General features: G+C 72.1%; 29 protein-coding genes. 13 read left to right on the top strand and 16 right to left on the bottom strand.

Annotated features, from left to right (window positions below):
• The first annotated feature begins 61 nt into the window (after positions 1-61).
• The 3 genes from ACZ4TR_RS47180 to ACZ4TR_RS47190 all read left to right on the top strand — a co-directional run bounded on the left by ACZ4TR_RS47180 (position 62) and on the right by ACZ4TR_RS47190 (position 3,955).
• Complete coding sequence (locus ACZ4TR_RS47180; protein ID WP_465295469.1) at positions 62-646, top strand: TetR/AcrR family transcriptional regulator; 585 nt, start codon at positions 62-64, stop codon at positions 644-646.
• Positions 647-770: 124 nt separating this feature from the next.
• Entirely contained in the window at positions 771-2,816 is a 2,046-nt protein-coding gene (locus tag ACZ4TR_RS47185; protein WP_465295471.1) for an NACHT domain-containing protein, read from the top strand.
• On the top strand, positions 2,708-3,955 hold the full coding sequence (locus ACZ4TR_RS47190; protein ID WP_465295473.1) for a leucine-rich repeat domain-containing protein: 1,248 nt from the start codon (positions 2,708-2,710) through the stop codon (positions 3,953-3,955). The genes ACZ4TR_RS47185 and ACZ4TR_RS47190 overlap by 109 nt, the downstream gene beginning before the upstream one ends.
• 35 nt (positions 3,956-3,990) lie before the next feature.
• On the opposite strand, the gene ACZ4TR_RS47195 is transcribed toward ACZ4TR_RS47190, so the two are convergent.
• Positions 3,991-4,872, bottom strand: a complete 882-nt coding sequence (locus ACZ4TR_RS47195; RefSeq protein WP_465295646.1) for a LysR family transcriptional regulator ArgP — start codon at positions 4,870-4,872, stop codon at positions 3,991-3,993.
• A 69-nt stretch (positions 4,873-4,941) separates the two neighbouring features.
• Between ACZ4TR_RS47195 and ACZ4TR_RS47200 the strand changes: the two genes are divergently transcribed.
• The gene (locus ACZ4TR_RS47200; protein WP_465295475.1) at positions 4,942-5,544 is read left to right on the top strand and encodes a LysE/ArgO family amino acid transporter; all 603 of its coding nucleotides are present in this window, start codon (positions 4,942-4,944) and stop codon (positions 5,542-5,544) included.
• Position 5,545: 1 nt separating this feature from the next.
• Here the strand turns inward: ACZ4TR_RS47200 and ACZ4TR_RS47205 are convergent, their stop codons facing one another.
• From ACZ4TR_RS47205 to ACZ4TR_RS47235, 7 genes are read right to left on the bottom strand one after another with little or no spacing between them, the layout of a single operon-like run.
• Complete coding sequence (locus ACZ4TR_RS47205) at positions 5,546-6,034, bottom strand: methylated-DNA--[protein]-cysteine S-methyltransferase (protein ID WP_465295477.1); 489 nt, start codon at positions 6,032-6,034, stop codon at positions 5,546-5,548.
• Entirely contained in the window at positions 6,034-6,411 is a 378-nt protein-coding gene (locus tag ACZ4TR_RS47210; RefSeq protein ID WP_465295479.1) for a hypothetical protein, read from the bottom strand. Before ACZ4TR_RS47210 ends, ACZ4TR_RS47205 begins: the two co-directional genes overlap by 1 nt.
• Positions 6,408-7,121 (bottom strand): 2OG-Fe(II) oxygenase, encoded by a 714-nt coding sequence (locus ACZ4TR_RS47215; protein ID WP_465295480.1) that lies wholly within the window; start codon positions 7,119-7,121, stop codon positions 6,408-6,410. The genes ACZ4TR_RS47210 and ACZ4TR_RS47215 overlap by 4 nt, the downstream gene beginning before the upstream one ends.
• A gap of 59 nt (positions 7,122-7,180) precedes the next feature.
• Complete coding sequence (locus ACZ4TR_RS47220; protein WP_465295482.1) at positions 7,181-7,774, bottom strand: methylated-DNA--[protein]-cysteine S-methyltransferase; 594 nt, start codon at positions 7,772-7,774, stop codon at positions 7,181-7,183.
• The gene (locus tag ACZ4TR_RS47225; protein ID WP_465295484.1) at positions 7,771-8,247 is read right to left on the bottom strand and encodes an RNA polymerase sigma factor; all 477 of its coding nucleotides are present in this window, start codon (positions 8,245-8,247) and stop codon (positions 7,771-7,773) included. Before ACZ4TR_RS47225 ends, ACZ4TR_RS47220 begins: the two co-directional genes overlap by 4 nt.
• Before the next feature lie 35 nt (positions 8,248-8,282).
• Positions 8,283-9,050: a putative protein N(5)-glutamine methyltransferase gene (locus tag ACZ4TR_RS47230; protein ID WP_465295486.1), complete on the bottom strand. Its 768-nt coding sequence runs from the start codon at positions 9,048-9,050 to the stop codon at positions 8,283-8,285.
• 10 nt (positions 9,051-9,060) lie between these two features.
• The gene (locus tag ACZ4TR_RS47235) at positions 9,061-9,564 is read right to left on the bottom strand and encodes a L,D-transpeptidase (RefSeq protein ID WP_465295488.1); all 504 of its coding nucleotides are present in this window, start codon (positions 9,562-9,564) and stop codon (positions 9,061-9,063) included.
• Between the two features lie 136 nt (positions 9,565-9,700).
• On the opposite strand from ACZ4TR_RS47235, the gene ACZ4TR_RS47240 reads away from it, so the two are divergent.
• From ACZ4TR_RS47240 to ACZ4TR_RS47255, 4 genes are read left to right on the top strand one after another with little or no spacing between them, the layout of a single operon-like run.
• The gene (locus ACZ4TR_RS47240; protein ID WP_465295490.1) at positions 9,701-10,429 is read left to right on the top strand and encodes a type VII secretion target; all 729 of its coding nucleotides are present in this window, start codon (positions 9,701-9,703) and stop codon (positions 10,427-10,429) included.
• Between the two features lies 1 nt (position 10,430).
• On the top strand, positions 10,431-11,447 hold the full coding sequence (locus ACZ4TR_RS47245; RefSeq protein WP_465295492.1) for a CHAP domain-containing protein: 1,017 nt from the start codon (positions 10,431-10,433) through the stop codon (positions 11,445-11,447).
• Complete coding sequence (locus ACZ4TR_RS47250; RefSeq protein WP_465295494.1) at positions 11,444-11,707, top strand: YbaB/EbfC family DNA-binding protein; 264 nt, start codon at positions 11,444-11,446, stop codon at positions 11,705-11,707. The genes ACZ4TR_RS47245 and ACZ4TR_RS47250 overlap by 4 nt, the downstream gene beginning before the upstream one ends.
• Positions 11,704-12,114 carry a hypothetical protein gene (locus tag ACZ4TR_RS47255; protein ID WP_465295496.1) on the top strand — a complete coding sequence of 137 codons (411 nt, stop codon included), beginning with the start codon at positions 11,704-11,706 and terminating at the stop codon, positions 12,112-12,114. The genes ACZ4TR_RS47250 and ACZ4TR_RS47255 overlap by 4 nt, the downstream gene beginning before the upstream one ends.
• Before the next feature lie 19 nt (positions 12,115-12,133).
• Here the strand turns inward: ACZ4TR_RS47255 and ACZ4TR_RS47260 are convergent, their stop codons facing one another.
• On the bottom strand, positions 12,134-12,907 hold the full coding sequence (locus ACZ4TR_RS47260; RefSeq protein ID WP_465295498.1) for an ESX secretion-associated protein EspG: 774 nt from the start codon (positions 12,905-12,907) through the stop codon (positions 12,134-12,136).
• Positions 12,908-12,955: 48 nt separating this feature from the next.
• Between ACZ4TR_RS47260 and ACZ4TR_RS47265 the strand changes: the two genes are divergently transcribed.
• Complete coding sequence (locus ACZ4TR_RS47265) at positions 12,956-13,741, top strand: helix-turn-helix transcriptional regulator (protein WP_465295500.1); 786 nt, start codon at positions 12,956-12,958, stop codon at positions 13,739-13,741.
• Here the strand turns inward: ACZ4TR_RS47265 and ACZ4TR_RS47270 are convergent.
• From ACZ4TR_RS47270 to ACZ4TR_RS47290, 5 genes are all read right to left on the bottom strand, one after another.
• Positions 13,653-14,249 (bottom strand): hypothetical protein, encoded by a 597-nt coding sequence (locus tag ACZ4TR_RS47270; RefSeq protein ID WP_465295502.1) that lies wholly within the window; start codon positions 14,247-14,249, stop codon positions 13,653-13,655. The genes ACZ4TR_RS47265 and ACZ4TR_RS47270 overlap by 89 nt on opposite strands.
• Positions 14,246-14,938 carry a hypothetical protein gene (locus tag ACZ4TR_RS47275; RefSeq protein WP_465295504.1) on the bottom strand — a complete coding sequence of 231 codons (693 nt, stop codon included), beginning with the start codon at positions 14,936-14,938 and terminating at the stop codon, positions 14,246-14,248. The genes ACZ4TR_RS47270 and ACZ4TR_RS47275 overlap by 4 nt, the downstream gene beginning before the upstream one ends.
• Positions 14,939-15,303: 365 nt before the next feature.
• Positions 15,304-15,597 carry a hypothetical protein gene (locus ACZ4TR_RS47280; RefSeq protein WP_465295506.1) on the bottom strand — a complete coding sequence of 98 codons (294 nt, stop codon included), beginning with the start codon at positions 15,595-15,597 and terminating at the stop codon, positions 15,304-15,306.
• Positions 15,594-16,769 carry a PPE domain-containing protein gene (locus ACZ4TR_RS47285; RefSeq protein WP_465295508.1) on the bottom strand — a complete coding sequence of 392 codons (1,176 nt, stop codon included), beginning with the start codon at positions 16,767-16,769 and terminating at the stop codon, positions 15,594-15,596. Before ACZ4TR_RS47285 ends, ACZ4TR_RS47280 begins: the two co-directional genes overlap by 4 nt.
• Entirely contained in the window at positions 16,762-17,229 is a 468-nt protein-coding gene (locus tag ACZ4TR_RS47290) for a hypothetical protein (protein WP_465295510.1), read from the bottom strand. Before ACZ4TR_RS47290 ends, ACZ4TR_RS47285 begins: the two co-directional genes overlap by 8 nt.
• A 125-nt stretch (positions 17,230-17,354) precedes the next feature.
• Here ACZ4TR_RS47290 and ACZ4TR_RS47295 point away from each other — a divergent pair, with 125 nt between their 5' ends.
• The 4 genes from ACZ4TR_RS47295 to ACZ4TR_RS47310 all read left to right on the top strand — a co-directional run bounded on the left by ACZ4TR_RS47295 (position 17,355) and on the right by ACZ4TR_RS47310 (position 20,498).
• A complete protein-coding gene (locus ACZ4TR_RS47295) occupies positions 17,355-17,909 on the top strand; it encodes a copper resistance CopC family protein (RefSeq protein ID WP_465295512.1) in 555 nt (184 codons plus the stop codon).
• 311 nt (positions 17,910-18,220) lie between these two features.
• Positions 18,221-19,423, top strand: a complete 1,203-nt coding sequence (locus ACZ4TR_RS47300; RefSeq protein ID WP_465295514.1) for a cytochrome P450 — start codon at positions 18,221-18,223, stop codon at positions 19,421-19,423.
• A gap of 29 nt (positions 19,424-19,452) precedes the next feature.
• Entirely contained in the window at positions 19,453-19,842 is a 390-nt protein-coding gene (locus ACZ4TR_RS47305; protein WP_465295516.1) for a hypothetical protein, read from the top strand.
• 2 nt (positions 19,843-19,844) lie between these two features.
• Entirely contained in the window at positions 19,845-20,498 is a 654-nt protein-coding gene (locus ACZ4TR_RS47310; RefSeq protein ID WP_465295518.1) for a response regulator transcription factor, read from the top strand.
• A gap of 48 nt (positions 20,499-20,546) precedes the next feature.
• Here ACZ4TR_RS47310 and ACZ4TR_RS47315 read toward each other — a convergent pair whose 3' ends face one another.
• A complete protein-coding gene (locus ACZ4TR_RS47315) occupies positions 20,547-21,692 on the bottom strand; it encodes a S53 family peptidase (RefSeq protein WP_465295520.1) in 1,146 nt (381 codons plus the stop codon).
• Positions 21,693-21,706: 14 nt separating this feature from the next.
• Complete coding sequence (locus tag ACZ4TR_RS47320) at positions 21,707-23,836, bottom strand: hypothetical protein (RefSeq protein ID WP_465295522.1); 2,130 nt, start codon at positions 23,834-23,836, stop codon at positions 21,707-21,709.
• Positions 23,837-23,918 lie beyond the last annotated feature (82 nt).

Here is a 23,918-nt window from a genome sequence, read left to right on the forward strand (position 1 = left end):
CATGGCGGATCACGGACTGCGCGAGCGGAAGAAGCGGGCCACGCGCCAGCTGATCTCGAACGTGGCCTCGGGCTTGTTCATCGAGCGAGGCTTCGAGGAGGTGACGGTGGCCGAGATAGCCGAAGCAGCGGGCGTGTCGAAGATGACGGTGTTCAACTACTTCCCGCGCAAGGAGGATCTCTTCCTGGACCGTCACGCGGACCGGCTGGCGGAGCTGGTCGCGGTGGTCCGCACCCGGCCGGCGGGGGTGTCGCCTGTTGCTGCCTTGCGTGCGCACCAGCACTCGCTGGTGGCTTCCGGCCATCCGCTGTCGGGGGCCATCGCCGGTGGGCCGGGGTTCTGGTGGGTGTTGACGTCCAGTCCGGCGTTGATGGCTCGGTGGTTCGAGCAGGAGAGGGAGATCGCTGAGGCGTTCGCCGAGGTGTTCGTCGCGGAGACGGGGGATGCGTTCAGGTCTCGGGTGGTGGCGGGGTTGCTGACGACGGCGATCACGTCGGTGTTTTCCCACGCCATGGGGCGGATCGTGGCTGGGGATGAGGCCGACGTGGTGCGGCGGGAGCAGGTGGCGTTCATCGACCAGGCCTTCGACCTGGTGGAGCACGGCGTGGGAGGGTTTCCCGGTCAGCTGACCCGTACACAGCAGTAACCCGCCAGGCGCAGTTCGGCCGGCCGAGCTGCGCCAATTGGGCGGTGTTCCGCGCAATCGCTTGAAGACCCCTGCCGTGCCAGCTAGATCCTCGGTACCGGCAACCTGATGCGGGGGAGATCAAGTGAGCATCGAGGCGGCACTTGTCGGATTGGGTGCGGCCGCGGTCCGCAGTGCCACCAAACTCTGGCTCGGTGACAAGACGATCGCGGCCGCCGTCGGCGACAATGTCGTCGAGCAGCTGGCCGGCCGACTCAACACCCACCTCACGCAGCGCAAGCTGCACCGGATGATCGAGCACTTCACCGATGCGGTGGCCGAGCGGCTCACCCCGATGATGGAGTTCGAATATCGCGACCTGCGGGAGAACGAGCGGCTGGCGGCGATCGAGGCAGTACGCTCGACCTTCGAGAAGGCGGGACTGGACAACGACGACTTGTTCGCCGCCGATCTCGACGCTCGTCGACTCGACCGGCACTTCCGCTCGAAGGTTCCCGATGCGACGCGCGACCTGTCGAGCGGCGCGACCACCCTCTACGGCCTTTTACTGCGTGAATGCTGCGGTTACGTCATCGAGATCGCGCGCGGCCTTCCGGTCTTCTCGCCCGACGCACTGACCGAGATCCTCCGCCGGGAGACCGAAATCGTCGCGGGTATCCGAGATGTGCTGGGCAGGCTGCCACAACGGCGGCGTGCGTCGGACTTCGGTTACGACTACCGCCAGCTGGTCGCGCGCACACTCGACCACGTGCAGATGTTCGGTGCCACGTTGTCCGAGGCGAGCCGGCGATACCCGTTGTCCGTCGCGTACCTGAGCCTCACCGCGGTGTCCGAGTCGGCAGGTGAGGAGACGTTCGCGCCGAGCCGCCGGATCGAGGAGCTGCTTTCGCGCACGCGGCGGCTGTTCATCCGAGGTGAAGCCGGGCTCGGCAAGACAACTCTGCTGCAGTGGATAGCGGTCCGCGGCGCGCGGTCGGACTTTACCGCCCCGCTCACCGGTTGGAACGATCTCATCCCGTTCTTCATCCCGCTTCGCCGCTATGCGGAACGCGAGCTGCCGCCGCCGGAACGGTTCCTCGACGAGGTCGGCCGACACATCGCCAGCGAGATGCCCCAGGGCTGGGTCCAGGAGCTGTTGCGGGCCGGGCGGGCCATCGTGCTGGTCGACGGGGTCGACGAGCTCGCCGCCGAACGTCGGGGCGAGGCTCGGTCGTGGCTGCGCCAGCTCGTCACCGCGTTTCCGGAGATGCGCTGTGTCGTCACCTCGCGCCCGAGCGCGGCTCCCCCGGAATGGTTGCGCGGTGAAGAGTTCACCGTCGCGGATTTGCAGCCGATGGTCCCGAATGACGTGCGGGTTTTCGTTGATCGCTGGCATCAGGCCGTCCGCGCGCAATGTGCGGACGAGACCGCGAGAAGGGAGCTGGACCGGTACGAGCGCGGGCTGCTCCGGCAGCTCACCGGCAGGTACCACCTGAGAAAGCTGGCCGGATACCCCTTGCTCTGCGCTTTGCTCTGCGCGCTGCACCGCGACCGGCGCGGGGATCTTCCCGACAGCCGCATGGAACTCTACGACGTCGCCCTGCAGATGCTGCTGGAACGGCGTGACGCCGAGCGCCGGGTCTCGACCTTGCCGGGCCTCAACCGCACGCGCAAGACATTGCTGCTGTCGGATCTCGCCTACTGGTTCCTGCGCAACGATTTCACTGACGCGGCGGTGAGCCGGGCGATCGAGCAGCTCGCCAGGCGGCTGCGCGGCATGCCGGAGGTCACGGCCGACCCCGACGTGGTGTACCGGCACCTGCTGGAACGTACCGGCCTGCTGCGCGAGCCCGTCGACGGCCGCGTCGACTTCGTGCATCGCACCTTCCAGGAGCACCTGGCGGCGCGCGCGGCCACGGTGGACACCGACGATGTCGGTACCCTCGTCGCCCACGGTCACCTGGACCAGTGGCACGAGGTGGTCGTGATGGCGGCCGGCCACGCCTCGCGCGCCCAGCGGGAGGAGCTGCTTTCCGGTCTGGTGGAACGCGGGGGGACCGGGAGTCGCAGCACAGGTACACGTTGCACCTGCTCTCGGTGGCCTGTCTGGAAACCTCGCCGGAACTGGACCCACGGCTGCACGCGGAGATCACCCGTCGTGCGGCGGAACTTCTTCCGCCGAAGTCGCTGAGCGCGGCACGCGCCTTCGCATCGGCCGGGCTGTTCGTGTTGGACCTGCTCGCAGCAGCCGAGGTGCGCACGGCCCGCGAAGCGGCCGCGACGGTACGGGCGGCGGCCGAGATCGGGGTGGACGAAGCACTTCCGGTAATTTCCCGATTCGCCGGTGACAAACGGAAGAGCGTCCAGCACGAGCTCATCACGGCGTGGCCGAGGTTTGATGCCGAGTCCTACGCGGAGCAAGTGCTCGCCGATCTGCGGATTTCCGCGCTGGAGGTGCGCGACCCGGCGATGGCGCCGAGCCTGCGGCACTTGAAGCACGTCAAGGAGCTGGAGTGCTCGGTTCCACAGCTCGGGTCCGTGGCGTTCGTGCCCGCCCAGGTGGAGGTACTCAGGCTGTCGGCCTCGGGACTCGTGGACCTTTCCACGTTGACCACGCCGGCATTGCGCGAGCTCGCCATCGATGCCGACAAGGCAGTCGATGTCGCACCTTTGAGGGCTTTGCAGCGCTTGGAATCGTTACTCGTCAGCGTGAAGCGGATCCGCAATCTCGGTGCGTTGCAGGAGATCGCTTCGCTGCGTGAATTGATCCTGCTGGGCGGGTGCGGTGTGGCCGACCTGGCCCGCCTGGGTGTGCACGCCTCCGTACTCGAAACGCTGGCACTGGCGTCTGTCGACGACCTGAAAGAACTCACCCCTTTGGCGTTCCTCGTCTACCCGTGCACCATCCAGCTCGTGGACTGCCGTCATTTGAGCTCCCTGACCGGGATGCCGCGGCATTGGGCGTCCTCACTCACGACCTTCAAGCTCCAGCACTGCGCTCCGGTCGACGTCACTCCGCTGACCAAACTCGGCAACCTGGCCGAGCTCGATCTGGACGGTACGCCGGTCGGGGATCTGATGCCGTTGACGCGACTGCCGCACCTGCGACTGCTGACGGTCAGTTCGGCGAGGACAGCACGGGACCTGGCTCCGCTCACCCGCATGCCGACGTTGCGGGAGCTGAGAATCTCGCAAGGCGGCCCGGTGAACCTCGCAGGGCTGTCCGGCGTCACGAACCTGCTCGTACGGGTCCAGGGCAGCACGCCGGTCACTGGCACACACCTGCTGGGCGACGGGTCGCGAGTCGAGGTCGGTGCGGCCTTCGACTAGCTCCTGCTGCCTCCCTCTGTTTCGCTGTCCACGGGTCAGCGGAGTGCTGCTTTCGCGCCCTCCGCCACCGCCGCCGCCACTGCCGCGAGGGCCGGGGAGTCCAGTTTCCACTGCTGCCAGTGCAGTGGTACGTCCAGTGGTCGATCCGGGGCTAGGTCTACCAGGGCGTCACCGCGGGGCGCTGCCTGCATCTCTGGGACCATTCCCCAGCCCAGGCCGGCTGCTACCGCGTCTACGAATGACTCCGATGCCGGGATGTGGTGGCGGACCATGGTGAAGGTTCGGCGGCGCGTCAAGGCTCGGAGGAAGCGGTCCTGGAGGTCGTCTTTGCGGTCGAACACGATTACCGGGGCGGTTGGGAGGGACGACGCGAGGGGAGCGTCCGCAAGGTGGCGGGTGATGAACGCCGGGGACGCCATTGCCCGGTAGCGCATGCGGCCCAAGCGGTGGGATGTGCAGCCTTGGACCGGCTGGGGTGAGGCCGTTACCGCTGCCATCACCAGGCCCTCGCGGAGGAGCGCTGCGGTGTGGTCTTGGTCCTCTCGTTGGAGGTCGAAGGCGATCGAGAGCGATGCAGGGAGGCGGGATAGGGCGGGGAGGAACCATGTTGCCAACGAGTCCGCGTTCACCGCTATCGACAGCGTGCGCGTTGACGAGTCCAGGCCCAGCTCGGACAGCGCGTCCTGCTCCAGCTGGGCCAGTGAGCGCGCGAAGCGGACCAGGACCTGGCCTGATTCTGTCAGGGAGACCGGTTTGGTGCGCAGGAGCAGGACGCGGCCTGTGCGCTGCTCAAGGGCCTTGATGCGCTGGCTGACCGCGGAGGGCGTTACGTGCAGGATTGACGCCGCTGCGTCGAAGCTTTGCTCGTCCACTACGGCCAAGAGGGTTCTGACCTGGTCCAGCGGGAGATCTGACATCACGAGCGCTAATGTTACGTAAGAATCTTTAGTTGGAGTAATCCAGCGGGACGGCCGTACCGTGGTCGGGTGCTTCCACTGCTCCTCGCCGGCTTCGGGACCGGTCTGTCCCTGATCGTGGCCATCGGCTCACAGAACGCCTTTCTCCTGCAGCAAGGACTGCGCGGAGGTGCCGTCACCCCGCTCGTCGTCATCTGTGCTGTGTCGGATCTGGTGCTGATCGGGCTCGGGGTCAGCGGGATCGGGGCCGTGATCGAGCAGTGGCCGACCGCGATCGGGGTGATCGCCGTCGGCGGTGGCGTGTTTCTGCTCGGGTATGGCGCGGTGGCCGCGCGGCGGGCTTTTCGGCGCTCGGTCATGACCGTCGGCGATGAACGGACGCCGCTGCGGAAGGCCGTGCTGGCCTGTGTTGCCTTCACCTGGCTCAATCCGCACGTCTACCTGGACACCGTCCTGTTGCTCGGCTCGGTCGCCGTCGCCCATGGTGACGGGCGGTGGCTTTTCGGGCTCGGCGCCGGGGTCGCCAGCGCCGTGTGGTTCAGCGCGCTCGGCTTCGGTGCGAAGAAGCTCGCGGGCGTGTTCGCGAAGCCAGTGGCCTGGCGCGTTCTGGACGTCGTCATCGCCGTGACCATGACCGGGCTCGGCGCCACCATGCTCCTGAGCCACCTGTGACTCACCAGAGCTGGCCGCGCTCCGAGGCCGGTGGGCGCTCCAGCTCCAGGAGGAACTGCTTGCGCTTGAGCCCACCCGCATAGCCCGTCAGCTTGCCGTTCTTCCCGACGACGCGGTGGCACGGCACCAGGATGCTCAACGGGTTCCGGCCGACCGCTGCCCCGACCTCGTGCGGCAGCCCGCCGACTGCGTTCGCCAGGTCGCCGTAGGTCGCGGTCGAGCCGTACGGGATCGTCGCGAGTTCCGTCCACACCGCACGGTCGAAAGAGGGACCGTCGGCCCGCATCGGCACCTCGAACTCCGTGCGCTGTCCGGCGAAGTACTCCTTCAGCTGGTGAACGGCCTCGGGGAACGCCGTGGCGTCACAGGGGCCGAACGTGGTCCGGTCCGGGCGGGTCCAGTGGTGCGGGAAGTACAGGCCGGTCACGACATCGCCGTCGCCGACGAGGGTGAGCTCGCCGATCGGGGTATCCACCAGAGTGTGCTTCATCAGTTCTCCCAAGTAGTGCCGTCCGCCCGGACGCCGCGTAGGCCGGGCAGGCGGGAATCCGTCAAAGCCGCTGTGACGACCGTCCGATGAGGACTCCACTTCGTCGACATCAGCAGTCGGCGCGTCATACCGGCCCAGCCGGCCGGGGTGGCCGCCACGACCCAGATGTCCGGCTCCGGCGCCGCGAACCGCCGGGCCTGGCGCAACCAGGACGCCGCCGTTTCCGGCCACGTCACCGTCGCCAGGACCGGACCGCCCCACGCGGCCACGATCCGCGCGCCGTCGGCTCGTGAGGCCGGGTCGGCCGCGGTGCCGATCACGGCGTGCCGGGCCTCGCCGAGCACCTTCACGAGCGCCTCCAGTTCCGCGTCGGTCATGTCGCGTCGTGGAAGACCAGGCCGATGGTGTGTCGCCGGCCTGACCGCACCGCCGAGACGCCGTGCCGCACCGGTGCCGCCGACCAGCCGCGAGCCGAGCGGACCGGGCGGTCGCGGGTGGTGAACACCAGGCCGCGGCCTTGCGGGATGAGGGTCGCGGTGCCGCGGGACTGCGCCCGTGGCCGGTGCTCGACCAGCAGGAACTCGCCGCCGGTGTGGTCGGTGCCCGGGTCGTTGAGGTTGATCACGACCTGCAGCGGGAACACCTTGTCGCCGTAGAGGTCGCGGTGCAGGGCGTTCCAGCCGCCTGTCTCGTAGCGCAGCAGGATCGGGGTCGGCCGTTTCTGGCCGGCGTCGTGGCAGACCGCCAGCCAATCGTCCAAAGTGGACGGCCAGGCCGCCTCTCGGCCGAGGCGGGTGTACCAGTCCTGGGCGATCGGCAGCAGACGCGGGTAAAGCGCCTGCCGCAGCCGCTCCACCGGCTCCGGGAACGGCGCGGCGAAGTAGTGGTAGTCGCCGTTGTCGCCGAAGCGGTGGCGGCGCAGGTTGACCGTCGCCCGGAAGTGATCCGGTTCGTCCCACAGCGCGACGACCTTCGCGCACTCGGCCGGGGTGAGCAGCTGCGGCAGGAGTGCACAGCCGTAGTCGTCGACCTCGGCGGCCACCGCGTCCCAGTCGGCCGAGGCGACGCGCTCTTCGAAAGTGCTCATACCCGGTAGACGCTGCGGATGCCGGAAACGTGAGATCAGCCGGGGGACTGATTCGGAAGCTAAGCCGCTTCCATCGTCAGCAACACCCGCTTCGCCTCTTCACCGCCGGCGTACTGGCCGTACGAGCCGTCCGAGCGGACCACCCGGTGACACGGCACCACCACCGGCAGCGGGTTGAGCGCGCACGCCGTGCCCACTGCGCGGACCGCCTTCGGGCTGCCCGCGGCGGTCGCGACCTGCGAGTAGCTTTCGGTGTGGCCGTACTCGATTTCCGGCAGGTGCTCCAGCACCGACAGCCGGAACCCGCGGGCCAGGCGGAAGTCCAGCGGGACGTCGAACGAGCGGCGGCCGCCGGTGAAGTACTCGTCCAGCTGGCGGACCACCGGATCGAGGCGGGCCGGGGCGTGGAGGATCCGGGGGCTGATCGCCGAGGCGAGCTCCGCCAGGACCGCGTCGTGGTCCTGGCGGTCGAAGGCCACCTTGACCAGGCCCTGGACGGTCGCCGCCAGCAGCAGGGAGCCGACCGGCGTGTCGAGCGTGCGGTAGGCGACGTCCAGCAGGCCCTCGCGCTCCGCTTCGGCCGTGAGCCGTTCGTGCATGTGGTGCGGCAGGACCTGGGCCTCCACCGGGAACGACCAGATTGCGTCGATCATGAGTGCGCTCCTTCCAAGGGGTAGGTGGCTCGCAGGGCCTTGACGCCGTCGGCGGCCGCACGGCGGGCGGCGTCCGCGGTGCCTCCGGTGATCTCCGCGATCTCGCGGTAGGGCAACCCGGCCAGGTAGTGGTAGGCGACGGCCGTGCGCTGCTTGTCCGGCAGCTTCGCGAGCGCGTCCCACAGGTCGCCGCTCCACGAGTCGGGGCGGCCCGGCCGGTCCGGGATCTCGCCGACCGGCAGCGGACCGCGCGCCTGGGCACGGGTGACGTCGATGGCCTTGCGGTGCGCGATCGTGACGAGCCACGCCTGGACGTTCGCGTCGGCGGGCAGCTCGGGGTACGCCTTGAGCGCGGCCAGGAAGGTCTCCGACCAGGCGTCTTCGGCGTCCGCCGGCCCCAGCACGGCCCGGCAGACCCGGAGGACCATCGGCCCGTGCTCGGCCACGACTTGCTCGAACGGTTTCACGGTCACACCCGGTAGACGTCCGCGGGCGCCGGAACGTGAGATCACGGGTTCGCGGTGCCGGTGACGACCGTGGCACCCAGCTCTTCGGACTCGTGCACGCGCGGTGCCAGCCCGGCCGCGGTGAACACGCCGCTCAAGACGGGTGCCTGCCGCTCGCTCGACTCGACCAGCAGGGTCCCGCCCGGCGCGAGCCACCGCGACGCGCCCGCGGCGACGCGGCGGGCGAGGTCGAGGCCGTCCGTGCCACCGTCGAGCGCGACACGGGGTTCGTGCAGCCGCGCTTCCGGCGGCATGGTCGCCACGGCGTCCGAGGGCACGTACGGCACGTTCGCCATGAGGACGTCGACCCGGCCGCGAAGCGACGGCGGCAGCGCGTCGTAGAGGTCGCCTTCGTAAACCGCAGCGTCGGGAAGGTTCACCCGGGCACAGGAGACGGCCGCGGGCTCGACGTCGGCCGCGTGCAGCTCACGCGGGCGCAGCGCGGCGGTGAACGCGGCGCCCAGCGCGCCTGACCCGCAGCACAGGTCGAGCACCACCGGGTGGGGCGGCGCGAGCGAGACGGCGACGTCGACCAGGAACTCGGTGCGGTGGCGCGGCACGAACACCCCGGGTCGCACGGAGATCCGGAGGCCGTGGAACTCGGCCCAGCCGAGCAGGTGTTCCAGCGGCAGCCCGGCGACCCGGCGCTCGACGAGCGAGTCGAGCTCGGCGGGCGTCGTGGCGGCGGCGATCAGCAGGTCCGCCTCGTCCTCGGCGAACACGCAGCCCGCGGCGCGCAGCCGCGAAACGACAGTCGAAGTGTCCGGCAAGGAATGAACGCTACAGGACCTGCACCGCGTCCCCGACCTTCAGGCCGTCGAAGAACGCGGCCGAATCGGCGTCGGTGAGGTGGACGCAGCCGTGCGACGGCGCGTCGAGCGGCCCGGCGTGGAAGGCGATGCCGCCGGCGGCGAAGAACACCGAGTTGGGCATGTCCGTGCCGTACACGCTGCTGGTGTGCTGGCGGTCCTTCCACACGACGTGGAACGACCCGGCCGGGGTCGCCTGGTCCGGCGGGCCGAAGCCGGCCGGGACCGGACCGCGCACGACCTCGCCGTCGCGCAGCAGCCACGCCAGGCGCTGCGCCAGGCTCACGCACGCGCCGGTGGTCACCGCGCACGGCGGCGCGGGCGGCGGTGCCGTGGTGGTGGGCGGAGCCGAGATGGTCGTCCGCACGAGCGGCGCGGGTTCGGCGATCGGGCTGGGCGTGGTGGTGCGCGGTGCCGCGCACGACGCCGTGACCAGCGTCAACCCCAGCAGGGTCAGCACCCCGGCGCTTCGCATCCGTTCCTCCTCGCAGGACCTCTCTTCAGAGCAGTACGGCTGAGCCGCCCCGGAGGTTGAGCCGCGCGTGCACCCGGGTTGTCCCTGCGTGCACCGCGGCTACCGCCGGGAGTACCCGGGCGGTCAAGGTCGAACCATGACGAAGCTGAGCGCCGAGCAGATCGCCCGGCACGCCTACGAGGCCGGGTTCCGCGGCCAGGGCCTGACCACCGCGGTCGCCGTCGCGCTGGCCGAGTCCGGCGGCCGGACGACCGCGCACAACGCCACTCCGCCGGACGACTCCTACGGCCTGTGGCAGATCAACATGCTGGGCGCGCTCGGCCCCGAGCGGCGTCACCAGTACCACCTGAAGTCGGACGACCAGCTGTTCAACCCGGACACGAACGCCCGGGTCGCGAACAGCATCTCGAGCGACGGGCACGACTTCACGCCTTGGTCGACGTACACGAACGGTGCCTACAAGCACCACCTGACGGCCGCTCGCCGGGCCGCCCACGACGTCACGAAACACCACGGGAAGACCTCCGGGACCGGCAGCGCGAGCGGTGGCCCGCTGAGGGTGGACGACGCCGTGCTGCAGTCCTACGTGAGCCGGACCCGGCACGTCGCCGACGCACTCGGCACCGCGACCGGGCAGCTGCGCGACGTCCGGGAGATCGGCCGCGAGAGCTTCGGCAAGATCGGCGAGGAATCGGGCTTCGCCGACGCGCTCGCCGGCTTCGGGCTGGCCCTGCAGCACCAGGTCAAGGGCGTCGGGACGCACGCCGGCGGGCTGGCCACCGCCGCGCGGAAGGCCGCCAAGACCTACCGCGACCACGAGACGGCCACCGCCGCCGCCCTGAACGACCACGCCCGACGGAGCTGACATGGACACCACCGCGCTCGCGCACTCCTTCGCGAAGGACCTCGTCGCGCACCGCAACAAGCTCGCCGGGAAGGCCGAGGACGCCGTCCGCGCCGAGTACGCCCTGCACCGGGTGGCCGGCGCGCTGGACGCCCAGCACGACGCCTACCACCGGGAAAGCGCCACCGTCCTCGAGCACTGGCACGGCCACGGCGCCGGCGGCTTCCGGCACAACAGCGCGAAGCTGACGAAGGAGCTTCGGATCACCGGCGCCGCCGGGTCGGCCGCGGAGAAGGTCGTCGCCCACGTGGCGTCCACAGTGGACTCCGGGCACACGGCCGTGCAGCGGCTGGTCGACGAGTACACCGCGAAGGCGAAGCAAGTCCTCGACGCGGGTGTCGCGGCCGGGACGCAGGCCGCGCTGATGCGCGCGGTCGGCCACGCCGCCGACCTGGCACCGCAGTACACGCGGCAGTCGGCGTCGGCGCTGCGGCACGTCGACGCGGAACTGAAGGCGGCGGCGAAGAAACTGCGCGAACTCCGGAAGGACCTGACCCACGACGGCGTCCTGGACAAGACCGTGCACCCGGCGAAGGCGACGCACCCGAGCAAGGCATCGGGGCGTGGCAAGGACATCGTCCACGCGGCGCGCACGCAGCTCGGCGTCCGGGAGAACCCGCCGGGCAGCAACCGGAACCCGTACGGGCCGACCGCCGCCTGGTGCTCGTCGTTCGCGACGGCGATGTGGCGCAAGGCCGGCGTGAAGATCCCGGTGCTGCCCTTCAGCGGCGACGTCTTCCACTGGGGCGAGCGCAACGGGCACGCGTACGGCAAGCACGCGCTGCACGAAGCGCGGCCGGGGGACGTGCTGATCTTCGGCACCGGCCCGCAGAGCACGGCGACGAGCACGCACATCGGCATCGTCGAGAAGGTCGAGGGAAACCAGGTCACGATGATCGAGGGCAACTCCGGGGACGCCGTCCGCCGGAACACGCACACGCTCTCGGCGTCGACGTTCTACGGAGGGGTCCACCCGTGATCACCGGAAAAGCCGCCGACCGCACGGTCGCCGTCGAGGTCGCGCCCGGCGGGGCGTTGCGGGAGCTGACGCTGGAGGCGTCGGCGTTGAGGCTGGAGCCGGACGAGCTGGCGCGCCGGATCCTCGTGCTGGCCGCGGCCGCGTCGGCGCGGGCCACGGCTTCGCTGTGGCACACCCAGGACGAGGTGGACGCGCTCGGCCTGCCCTCGGCGGGCGAAGCCGCGGAAGAGACCACCCCGGACAGCTGGCGGGCACAGTGAACCCCGGGAAGACGGCGCTCGAACTGGCCGACGACGCCTTCGCGGCGCCGGATCCGGGATTCGGGGCGCGGCTGGCGGCGATCCGCGCGGCCGCGGCCGAGGACGGGGTTTCCGTCGTGGTCGATCTGCACGGGGCGCTCGTGGACCTGCGGTTCGACCGGTGGGCGCTGAACCGGTCGCCGGGGGAGCTGGCCGGGGTGATCCGGCGGCTGGCTTCGGACGCGGGCGCGGACGCCCTGCGGCAGGGACGCGAGGTGCTGGGCGGCCTGCTGCCGGACGAGGTCGCGGGCCCGCGGATCGGGGCGCGGCCCGTGAGCGAACCGCACGGCGCGGTGGACGGGCCGAGGATCCGGCCGCGGCTGTACCCCGAACCCGAGGAGTTCCTGCCGGCGACCTGGGCGACCTGACCGGCGCGGCAGGCTCGGGTCAGCGGGCGTCGCCGACCATGCGGGTCAGGCGGTCGGCCAGCCAGGCGCCGTCGGCCGGTGTGATCATCACCCACGGCTCGCCGGCCACGTCCTCCGGCGTCACCGCGTAGCGACCGGCCGCCGTGTCGAACCAGGCCAGGACCGGGGTGCGGCCGGCCGGGCCGGTCGCCGCGAGCTGGCCCGCCGTGTACCGCTCCGCCGTCACCAGCGTCGCCAGCGGCCGGACCGCGCGGCCGGTGATCCCGGCCGTGCCGAGCGCCCGCTCGAACGCGTCGTACCCGCTGCGCGCGTACGCGTCCATCGCCGCCGAGTACGCCGAGCGCGGGAGGCGGAGCTGGTCGCCCGGGCCCGCCTCGACGTCGCCGAGCATCCTGGCCACCGCGGGGACCAGCCCGGCCGGGCGCAGCGGCTCCAGCACCAGGTCGCGCTCGTCCAGCACGGCGAGCACCCCGGCCGCGTCCCGCACTGCCGCGAGCAGCCGCCACGGCGCTTCGCCCAGCACCAGCGCGTCGACGCTCAGCGACGGCGCACCCAGCAGCGCGAACAGATCCGCCAGCGCCGGGTCGACGTCGTCGCCGTCCGTGAGACCCGCCTCCGCCAGCCCGGCGAAGACGCGCACGCCCAGTTCGTCGCGCTCGGCGTGGGTGGCGCCGTGCGCCGGCACGTCGAACGGGTACGGCGGCGGCCCGCCCGGCCCCAGGTCCGCCCAGAGGAGATCGAATTCCAGATGCGACAGGATCACTCCGGCCGCCGTCGCGGTGCGCCGCGCCATGGTCCCCCTTCCCGTGGTGCGCGGCCGCCGTCGGGCACGATGGTGCCGATGGTCGAGCCGCAGCCGATGGACGTCCCCGCGAGCGGGTACCTCGTCGTCCGCGCTTCCGGTGCCGCGGCCGCGCGTGCCGCGATTCTCGGTGGCAGCAGCGACCCCGAAGGCATCCAGCTGCTGCTGCGCTGTCCCGTCCCGCGCGCGGTGGCCGAATCCGGCGCGAAGCTCACGTACGCCGACGCGACGCTGCACCTGCTGCCGTCCGGCGTCGTGATGCTGACCGTCGCCGCGGCGAAGCTGTCGATCTCGTTCGCCGAGCTGCGGCCGCTGATGTTCCGGCCGGTCGAGGTCGACGCGCCGTTGCGGTCGCTGTTCGCCGGCGCCGTGGCCCACGTCCTGGCTGCCGGCTCGCGGCTCGACCCGCACGGGCTGGCCCACCACCTGCTCGGCCTGGCCGAACTGGTGCTGCGTAGCGCGCTTCGCGTCGAGCTCGACCGCGTCGACGCTCTGGCGGCGCGAAGGCGCGAAGCCCTGGAGTACATGCGCGCGCACCTCGGCGAGCAGTCGCTCAGCGCGGACAAGATCGCCGAAGCGCTGTACATCTCGCGCCGGCGGCTGTACCAGCTCTTCGACGACGGCCAGGGCGTTTCGGAACGACTGAAGGGCCTGCGTGTCGAGCGCGCGAAGGCGTTGCTTGCGGACCCGGCGAAGGCGGCGCGGGGGATCGCGGAAATCGCGCGTGACTGCGGATTCACCAGCGCCCCGCACTTCTCGCGGACGTTCCGCCTCGCGACGGGCCGGACGCCGCGCGAGTTCCGGGAGCGGGCGCTGCGGGGGTGAGGTCGACACCGGCGACGAGCGTCCCGGCCAGGCCGGCGACCTCCAGCCAGCCGCGGCCACCGGGGGAGTGCAGCGTGAACACGGCCGCGCGCGGGCGATCCGGATCGAGGACGACGGCCTGCAGCTGCGCGCCGGACAGGCCGATCCGCTCGACGATCACCACCGGGTAGCCGCGGCCGGTCCGGGCGTGGCTGACCTCGCGGATGCCGGGGGTCGTGTCGGCGACGAAGTGGCCGAGGTCCGCGGCTTCGTCGAGGGTGCCGTCGATCGGGACGACCCCGGCGATGAGCACCGCGGGATCGGCGTCGCGGTGCTCGACCAGGGCCAGCAGCCCGGCGCGCTGGTCGTGGGCGATCTCCGCGCACTGGACGGCCGCCGCCTCCAGGCCGAGGTCGCGGGCGGCGTCGGGGCCGCGCAGGCGCGCCATCAGCGCGTGCAGCTCGGCGGTGGTGCGCTCGACCGAGTGCAGGCTCACCGGGGTGATCCCCGGAACGGCGGGCAGTTTCACCGGCCACCCAGGGCCGCGGCGAAGGCACCGACCGCGCCGGAGGGCGGCGTCACCGGCACGACGGGGGTCTTCGCGACGGTCACGCCCAGCTCGCGCCCGATGGCCGAGTACGTCTCCAGCTGGGCGGTGACACTCGGGAAGTCCGGGGCGCTCGGCAGGGGAGCGCCGTCGCCGAGGGCCCGGAGCCGGTCGGCGACGCGGGTTGCTTCGGTGGTGTGGGCGCGTTCCAGCTCGCGCGCTTCGGCGAGGACGCGGTCGAGGGCGTCTTGTCTTTCTGCGAGGCGGGCGCGGGCCGCGGTGAGGTTCGGCTGGGTGGCGGGGGAGAACTGCGCTTCGGTTTCGGCGTGGTCGACGTCGTCCTGGGCGGTGGTGAGGGCTTGGCGGGCGGCGGCGGCCCGGCGGTCGAGTTCGTCGGCGAGGCGGTGGTGGGCGACGAGGGTGCCGGCCCAGTCGTCGAGGATCGCGGCGGCCGCGCGCAGGGCTTCGGGCACGGCGGCGAGGCCGGCCGCGGCGCGTCCGGCGCGGTCGGCGAGTGCTTGGGCGGATCGGCCGGCCCACTCGGGGATTTCACCGGGGGAAGGGGCTTCGTCGAGTCGGGTCGCCGCGGCGGAGAAGTGGCGGGCCGCTTCGGAGACGGCGTCGGGACGGCCGGGGACCGGGTTGAAACCGAGGCCTTGGAACTCAGCCATCGGCACGGCCGGGTTCGTGGGCGGCGGTTGCGGTGGGGTGCCCGACCGATCGGCGGCTCGGCACTCGCAGGGCGGGGGTTGAGCCGACAGAAGGGCGGCCGGGTTCGTGGGTGGTGGTCATGTGGTGGTCGGCCATCGGCTCGGCCGTTTCGTGGGCGGTGGTGTGTCCAGTCGATCGGCGGCTCGGCACTCGCAGCGCGGGGGACAGCCGACACGAGGCTGGCCGGGGTTCGTCGGCAGCGGTTGCGGTGGGGGCGGCCGCTGGCGAGGTCGGCTCGGCGGTGGCGTGCCCGGCCGATCGGCGGCTCGGCACCCCCGGCGCGGGAGGAGATCCGACACGAGGGCGGCCAGTGGTCGCGACGTGGTCAGCCATCGGCCCGGCCCAGTTCCTCGGCCGCGGCCGCATCCGTTGCCCGGTAGGCCTTCGCGGCCGCCCGGACGCTGCCCGCCGCCGTCGCGAAGTCCGTTTCCACCGCTCGTATCCTGCCCGACCACTCGCCGGCCAGCACCGCGAGCGCGCCGGTCACCGCCGGCGGGCCGAGGTCGCCGGGCGCTGTCTCGACCTCGCTCGCCGCCGCGCTGTACTCCTCCGCCGTGTCCTCGAGGCGGAGGGCCAGGGCGTCCAGCGCCGCCGGGTCCGCGTGGAAGCCGCCGGTCATTCGCCGAACACCGGGGGATACGCCGGGGGCAGGTCGTCGAGGAGGTCGTAGCCGTCCGCGTACTTGTCGCGGTGCTCGGTGTCCTCCTCGCGCCGCGCACCCTGGCCGGGCGGGTACATCCCGTACCCTGTCCCTGCGCCGCGCCCACCGGCCGGCCCCGGTCCGAAACCCGATGCCGCCGTCCCGAAACGCCCCACGCCGGCCCGCCCGCCTTCGCCCAGCGAGCCCGCGGCACCCGCGCCACCTGCCGCGCCCGCACCGGCCGGACCCGAGCCGGCGAAGCCGGCGAAACCCGGCCCGGACACGGTCCCCGTCCCGCCCGCGCCGATCACCCCGTCGAGGCCGGCGGCGGGCAGGACCCCCGCGCCGGTGAACACAGGCGGCACCGCGGACGCGGTCGACGTCGAGTCGTCCGGCACCCGGTCCGGAACGTCGTCCGGCTCTCGGTCCGGAGGCGGCGCCTCGACCACAGGCGCATGAGGCACCCGCGGCGCCACCGGGTCCGAACCCGCCGCGCTGACCTGCGGCGCCGTGTCGAACGCCGGCGGGAGACGGTGGCGGACGTCGTGGCTCGCGCTCTCGTACTGCTCCATCACGCGGACCGCTTCGGCCTTCGCGTCGTCCGCCTGCTGCTTCGTCGGCAGCTTGTCGTCGAGCAGCTCGTCCAGCATGTACGCGCCCTGGGGCCCGTCGAGCCGCTTGACCGCGTACCCCTCCTTGAACCAGCGCTCGGCCCAGTAGTGCACCGGTTCCGGCATCTTCCGCCGGGCTTCGCCGATCGCCGAGGTGTAGGTGTCGAGACCGTCGCCGATGTGCCGGGCGTTCTCGCCCGCCGTGCTCGCCCAGCCGGTCAAGCGCTGCACCGAGTCCGCCGCCTGCGCGGCGGACGGCCCGCGCCACGACAGCAGCAGCTTCTGCACCAGCGTGTGGACGTCGCCGGTGGCCGTGTCGACGCCCCGGGCGAGCTCGGCCCACCGGTGCGCCTGCTCGCCGAGCCGCGGCGGGTCGGCCGACTGCACCATGTCCCACAGCTCGCGGTGGTCGTAGCTGTCCCAGTTGATCTTGCCGAACGAGTCTTCGCGGTTGTTGACGGCTTTCTCGCGACGCACCCGCCGCGCCTTCGCCTTTTCGCGCGCCGTCGGCTGGTGGTGCGTGGAGTGGAACTCAGGCATCGGTCTCACCCACCCGGAGGGACGCGGCGGCCTCCTCGTCGTTGCTCCGGTGCGACGCCGCGACGGTGTCGAGCGCCTGCCGCAGCGACGCCAGCTCGGCCAGGTACGACTCCAGCGCCGCCTGCACACCGCCGGCCTCGGCGCCGCCGCGCAGCCCGAACGAGCGGCGCATCCAATGGGAGACCGGGCCCTTGCCGTCGGCGAGCGGCGTGCCCAGCTCGCGGGCGCTTTCGAGGTAGCCGGACAGCTCCTGGTGCCGCGCGTCGAGGGCGTTCTTGGCGGCGTCGATCTCGGCGTAGTCCAGCTCGAGGACGTCGGTGCCGTCGGCGACCAGCGCGGCCGCGCCGGTGCCCTGCGGCTTCTCGACGCCCGAGGCGCGCTTCCTCGGTTCGTCCTTCTCACGCTGGTGCTCGGCACGCAGCTGCCGCCGCGCGTCGGCCTCGTCGCGCACAGTCGCCATGGAGGTCCTTCCCTTGCCACCCAGGCGTCCATCCTGGCCAATGCGCGCCGCGATGAGAAGGGACCCCCACCCGGGTGCACGGGTGGACACGAAGACTGCACGGCCGGATAGGGCAGGATGTCCGGATGATCCCGCGTCGTGCGTTCGGAGCCGTTCTCGCCGCCCTCATCGGGCTCGTCGTGCTCGCCGGGCCGGCCTCGGCCCACACCGAGCTGGAGTCCAGCTCACCCGCCGAAGGCGCCGCGCTCGCGGCCGCGCCGGCGGAGCTCCGGCTGACCTTCGGCGAGCCCGTGACCCTGCCGCCGGAGGCGCTGAAGGTCACCGGCCGCGACGGTACGGCCTGGCAGGTCGGCGCGCCGGTGGTGGCCGGCGCCGTCGTGACCGCGCCGGTGACCCCGTCCGGACCGGCCCAGGCCTACACGCTGACCTGGAAGGTGATCGCCGAGGACGGCGACAACCTCACCGGCACCGTGCACTTCAGCGTCACGGCCGCGAGTTCGCCGCCGGCTTCCGCGAGCCCGGCACCGACGGCGTCCGCCCAGGCCCAGGCGCCCAGCGCGCCGACCGCGGTCGACACCAGCGGCATCCCCGGCTGGATCTGGGTGGTGGTCGGGGTCGTCGGGCTGCTCGCGGTGATCGTCGTCGGTTTGCGCCAGCTGAAGGGCCGCGGGAAGGACTGAGCTACTCCGTCACGACCCGGCTTTCCCGGGAGGACGCGTTCCGGTCCACTTCGGACAAGCTGAGCGACCTGCCGATCGCGCTCACCCGGGCTTGGAAACTGCCGTAGGCCGTGCCTCCGGTCCCCGGTATCCACGCTGGCGGAGGGGACCGACAGTTTCGGGCGTTGGCCCGAAAGGGCGGGGAATCGCGCGGTTTCCCGCCCTCGCGCGGGTTTCTCGGTACCGTGGAACACAGGGGGACCGGGGGAGCGGCCGGTGACCGGGCCGCCCGTGTCCGCGCCGACCGGCCGCGCGCCCGGGAGGAGACCCCGATGACCACCGGCACGCCGCGCCTGCCGTTCGAGCGGCCGAACGTCCTGGAGATCGCCCCGCTCTTCGAGGTGCTGCGGCGGCAGGGGCCGGTCGTGGCGGTGACCACCCCGACCGGCGACCCGGCGTGGCTGGTCACCGGGTTCGAAGAGGTCCGCGCGGTGTTCACCGACCCGCGCTTCGGCCGCTCGCACCCGGCGCCGGAAACCGCGTCGGCGCTGTCGGACGCGGCCATTCTCAGCCGGCCGCAGGGTGACCACGAAACCGAGCACCTCGAGCACGCTCGGATGCGGAAAATACTGGTTCCGGCCTTCTCCGCCAACCGGATCCGGCGGCTCGCCGGCCACGTCCAGGAGCTGGCCGACGGCTGCTTCGCCGCCATGGAGCGCGCCCGGCGCGCGGAAGAGCCGGTCGACCTGCACGAACACCTCTCGTTCCCCCTGCCCGTGCTGGTGATCTGCGAACTGCTCGGCGTCCCGTACGAGGACCGCGACACGTTCCGCGTGCTGTCCGAGCGGATGGGCCGGATGGACATCGGTTCCGGCGCCGAAGCGGCGCTCGACGAGTTCGCGGCCTACATGGGCCGGCTGGCGGAGGCCAAGCGTCGCTCACCCGGTCAGGACGTCGTTTCGGACATGGTGCGCGCGCAGGCCGAGGACCCCGGGTTCACCGACGACGACCTCGCCCGGCTGGCCGCCGGCCTGCTCTTCGCCGGTCACGAGACGACGTCCAACCGGATCGACCTCGGCGTCTTGTACCTGCTCACCGACCTCGCGCGGCGCGATGCGCTGGCCGCCGACCCCGAGGGTCGGACGCACGGCGTCGTCGAGGAGATCCTGCGGCTGTCCGCGCCGGGTGGGCTCGGGGTGCTGCGGTACGCGCACGACGACGTCTCGCTGGGCGGGGTGACCCTCGCCCGGGGTGACGCGGTCGTCCTGTCGCTGGCGGCGGCGAACCGGGACGCGTCGGTGTTCCCCGCCGCCGCCGAATTCGACCCCGAGCGCAAGCCCAATGCGCACGTGGCGTTCGCTTACGGCGGCTGGTTCTGCATCGGCGCGAGTCTCGCCCGCACGGAGCTGCGCGTCGCGTTCGGCTCGCTGTTCCGCCGGTTCCCGGGACTGCGGCTCGCGGTGCCGGCCGAGGAGCTGGAGGTCCGGACGAACCGGGTCACCGGGGGAGTGGACCGCGTCCCGGTCCTCTGGTAGACCTGCGGCGGCCACGACAGGAGGAAAACGTGACCCTGTGGGACAAACTCGGGATGGACGACAAGCTCATCAAGGTGCTGGCCGAGATCCCGCCGGGGCCGGACGCGTCCGAGTTCGGCCCGGCCTACGTCACGATCCACCAGCTGGCCGTCGAGCTGGACCAGCGGTTTCCCGAGGTGCGCCGGCAGCTGGACGTACCCCTCGGCGGTGGCGCGAGTCGCCACGCGGGCCTGGTGGAGCTGCTGGGCAAGGAACTGGTCGAGAAGATCAAGCGCTACGGCGACGTGTACCCGATCGAAGCGGCGCAGCTGTCTTCGGTGCGGTTCCGCGAGCTGCGGCTGCGCGGCCCGGGCGGGCGTGACCTGGTGGGCGCGTCGCGGACCGACCTGCCGCTGATCCGCCTGCGGCCCAAGGACTGAGGGTGCTGCCACCGCCGCCGGTCCGGGTGCTGCTGGCCGAGCGCGACCCGGCGGTGCGGGCCCGCCTGGGCGCCCTGCTCGCCGAGACCGACGGCATCGAGGTGGTCGGCTCGGCCCCGGACGCGGCGGCCGCCCGGACGACCCTCCGCAGCCGGTTGCCGGACGTCGTGCTGCTGGACCTGCGGCTGGCGCCGCTGGGGCCGGTCTTCCGCCGCCCGGCCGTGGTGGCGCTGGTCACGTTCGACTCCGACGCCGGGATCCTGCGGGCCCTGCGCGACGGGGCTTCCGGCTATTTGCTGAGGTCGGCGCGGCGCAACGAGCTGATCAAGGTGGTCCGGCTGGCCGCGGACGGGCACGTGGTGCTCTCCCCGGACGCCTCCCGCCGGTTGGTCTCGGCTGCGACGCGCTTGTCGGGGCCACGAGACGAGCGGCTGGCCGGAGTGGATCGCCTGTCGGCGCGGGAACGGGAGGTGCTGATCGGCATCGGGTCCGCGTTGACGAACGCCGAGATCGCGGGCCGGCTGGGTGTGGGGGAGCCGGAGGTGCGGGGGTTGGTGGCTCAGGTGGTGCGGAAGCTGGGGTGCGCGCACCGGACCGAGGCGGGGTTGCTGGCGTACGAGCGAGGCTTGTGCCGGCCGGGCACCGAACGGCCGTGAAGGCCTCCTTACCGGCTCTTATGGCCGGTAAGGAGGCCTTCGCGGACTTCAGAAGCCCCGCAGGCCGAGGGGGACGCCGACTCCGGTCGGGGCGTCGTAGCCCGGGCCCGCTACGCACAGGTAGTCGTTACCGCACTTCTTCCCGCCGCTCGTCGGATCGTTGTTGCCCGTCGTGATGTCGACGAACTGGGACGCGCGCGCGTAGATCGTCGAGGGCTGGGTCGTTCCCGCGTGGCCCGATCGGGCGATCAAGCCCGCGATGTACGGCGCCGACGCGCTGGTGCCGCTCACCGGGAGCCAGCCGCCCGCGTCCGTGTAGTGGATCGCGATGTCCTCGGCCGCCGCCGCGATGTCCGCGACCGTTCGCTTGCCGCAGTGGGTGTCCTTCTGCCACGACGGCTTCGCGAGGTACGCCGAGCAGCCGCTGCCGCCGTACTGCCACGCCGACTCCGTCCAGCCGCGGGCCGAGGACGGGTCGCGGGCCAGCGTCGTCCCGCCGACCGCCACCGTGGTCGGCAGGACCGCCGGGTAGCTCGCCGCCGTGAAGCCCGCGTCGCCGGAGGACGCCACCACCGTCACGCCCGGGTGCTGGTAGTGGCTCGCGAACGCCAGCGGTGCACCGCTTTCCCGCGCGCCGTAACTGTTCGAGACCACCGAAGCGCCCAGCCGGACCGCCGTGTCCTCCGTCTCCGCCAGATCGGCGAACCCGGGCGTGTTGCCTTCGACGACCAGGATCCGGCACGACGGGCACGCCGCCGACACCATCGACACGTCCAAAGTGGACTCCAGTGCCCAGCCGAAGTTCGCGGCCGGCAGGGGAGCCGCGGCGCCCTGCTGGTTCACCTTGCGGAAGCAGCCGTTCGCCGTCGTGCACGGGGGCAGGCCGTACTGGGCCCGGTACGCCGCGAGGTCCGCCTCCAGGTTCGGCGCGTCGTAGGCGATCGAGATGCCGACGACCGTGTCCGGCCCCGCGTCGGAAGGCAGCCGGTACGCCGACGCCAGGTCGTCGGCGCCCCAGCCGACCGGGCCGTCGGCCAAGACGCGTACCGGGGCGTAGGTGGTCAGGCAGCGCAGCAGGCCCGGACCCGGGTCGGGACACGCCGCCCGCGGTACCGGCGCGGCGGACGCGGCCGGGGCGAAGGCCCCCACGGCGACCACCACGGCGCTCAGCACGCCGATGATCGATCTGTGCACGGTGGACCTTCCCTTCAGGACGCGTAGACGTGGTAGGCGGCGGTGATCGACTCGGCCACGGTCGCCCCGGCCGCGTCGGAAGCCGTGACGCGCAGGGAGACGTCGGTGCCGCGGTACTCGTCCGTGGCCGCGGTGAAGTCCGCGTGGAAGACGCCGTCGCCGCGAGGGGTGACCGTCGCGTCCTGCCAGGTCGTGCCGTCGGTCGAGTACTGCACCGTCGCGGCCGTCACCGGAGACCCCGCGCTCAGCTGCAGGTGCCCCACCGTGAGATCCAGGCTCTGCGGACCCGACGGCGTCGACCCGTCCGGTCGCAGCCCGCCGACCGCGTACCCCAGCGTCAGCATCGGTTCGACCGCGCACGACCGGTCGCGGCCCTCGGCGCCACGCGCGCAGTAGAGGGCCGGCGGGAGCGTGCCGTCGGTGTGCTGGGACTTCCACGTCCATTCGGTGTGGGTGGCCGTGCTCTGGTGGTACATCGGGCCGGTGCGGCCCGCGTCGACCGTGAGCCCCAGCGTCGACGGCCCGGCCGCGACCTCCTGCTCCAGCGCCAGTTCGGTCGCCCCCACCGGGCTGCCCTCGGCGATCGTCGCGCCGTCCTGGGTCAGCGTGTAGCGGCCGGTGATCGTGTCCGTCCGCTCGCCGGAGAAGCCGAACCCGGTGTGCCCGGGCTGGTTGTCGCTGAACGGCGTGATCGACAACCGCAGCAGGTCGCCGGCGCGCGTCGCGGCCGGGATCTCCGGCGCGCTGCCGTCGGAGAGCGGCAGCAGGGCCACGCCGCCCGCCGGGTGCAGCGGGAACTTGTTCCAGTCCTCCGTGACCGTGGTGCCCCCGGTGTAGGCGTGGAACGGCTCGTACTGGCCCCCGGCCCAGGCCGGGAAGGGCCCCGGCGGCAGGTACTTCGAGAACCCGCCGAACCAGCGCAGGTCCGGCGCCGCGGAGACGTACTCGGTCTGCTTCCGGGGCAGCTCGATCAGGTGCGAGACCCGGCCGCTCGAGTCCTCGAAGGAGAACATCCCGCTGCGCTGCCGCCGGCCGAGGGTCGCGTATTCACTGAAGTAGGTCGCGTTCACCGCGGCGACGTCCTTCGCCGTGATCGCGTACCGCTGCTGCGGAATCGTGCCGACGCTCGCCTTCTGGAGGACGTATTCGTACGGCGTGCCCGGCCCCGGCGGGGACACCAGCCTGCTGTACGGGTACGTCTGCAGCGCGCCGGTCCGGACCGGGACCGCCGTCGGCGACACGGAGATCGGCACGCCGGGCCCGGCGTCGAAGTCGACGAGCAGCGCCGGCCCGGTCTTCGCGGCCCGGCGGAACAGGAAGCCGGTGTCGTCGAGCAGCGCCGGCCGCGGCGTCACCCAGGTCACCTTGCTGGAGGCGCGCGAAGCGTCCACGCGGACGGTCTTGTCCGCCTTCACCGCGAACTCCGGTTGCGCGCTGAACCGCACCTCGGTCGGGTTGCCGTCGGCGTCGGCGGTCCAGAACAGGCCGAGCGCGCTGTAGGTCCCGTCCGGCGCGCTGAACTTCGCCGTGCCGCCCGAGAAGTAGTTGAGGCTCTCGTTCGGGTCGAGCAGGTTGCCGTCATCGGTGTTGTACAGGAACGCGACGCCGGTGTCGGCCGGCTTTCCCGCGATGTCCTTGGCGTCCACCGAAACCGTGCGCAGCACCGAGCGGGGCTGCACGGCCCGCCGCGTCGGCGCCCCCGAGAGCGCGAAAGTCTTTCCCCCGGCGAAAAGCCCCTGACCCCCGAAGTGGCCCCTCGCGTTGTCCTCCTTGAACTGCTTCGCCAAAGCGGCGCCGAACGCCGCCGGGTCGACCGGGGCCGATGCACCGGCCAGGAGCGCCTGGACGTCGAACAGGCTCAGGTCCAGCCCACGCCCCAGGTAGGGGAGCGCGGTTCCGGGCACCTCGTAGTCGCGTTCGCCCAGCCGCAGGTGCACGAGCGCCCGTGCCATGCCTTTCTCCACGGCCGGCTGGACGTCGTATGCCGGACGGCCGTCCGCGGTGGTCCGGACGGTGACCCGGTCCCCGGTGGGCAGAGTGGCGGTTGCCGCTGTCGTAGCGGCCACCGCGGTCGGCGGGGCGAGCCCGGCCAATCCCGCCGAACCGGCGAGCAGGACCGCGAACGCCGAAAGTGTTCTTCGCACTGGCACCTCCGTGTGGTGGTTGATCACCACTACCGACGAGCCAGACGCCGGACCCGTTGAGCCCGGTTCTCGAACTTCCGGA

The sequence above is a fragment of the Amycolatopsis sp. NPDC028719 genome (assembly GCF_055565395.1).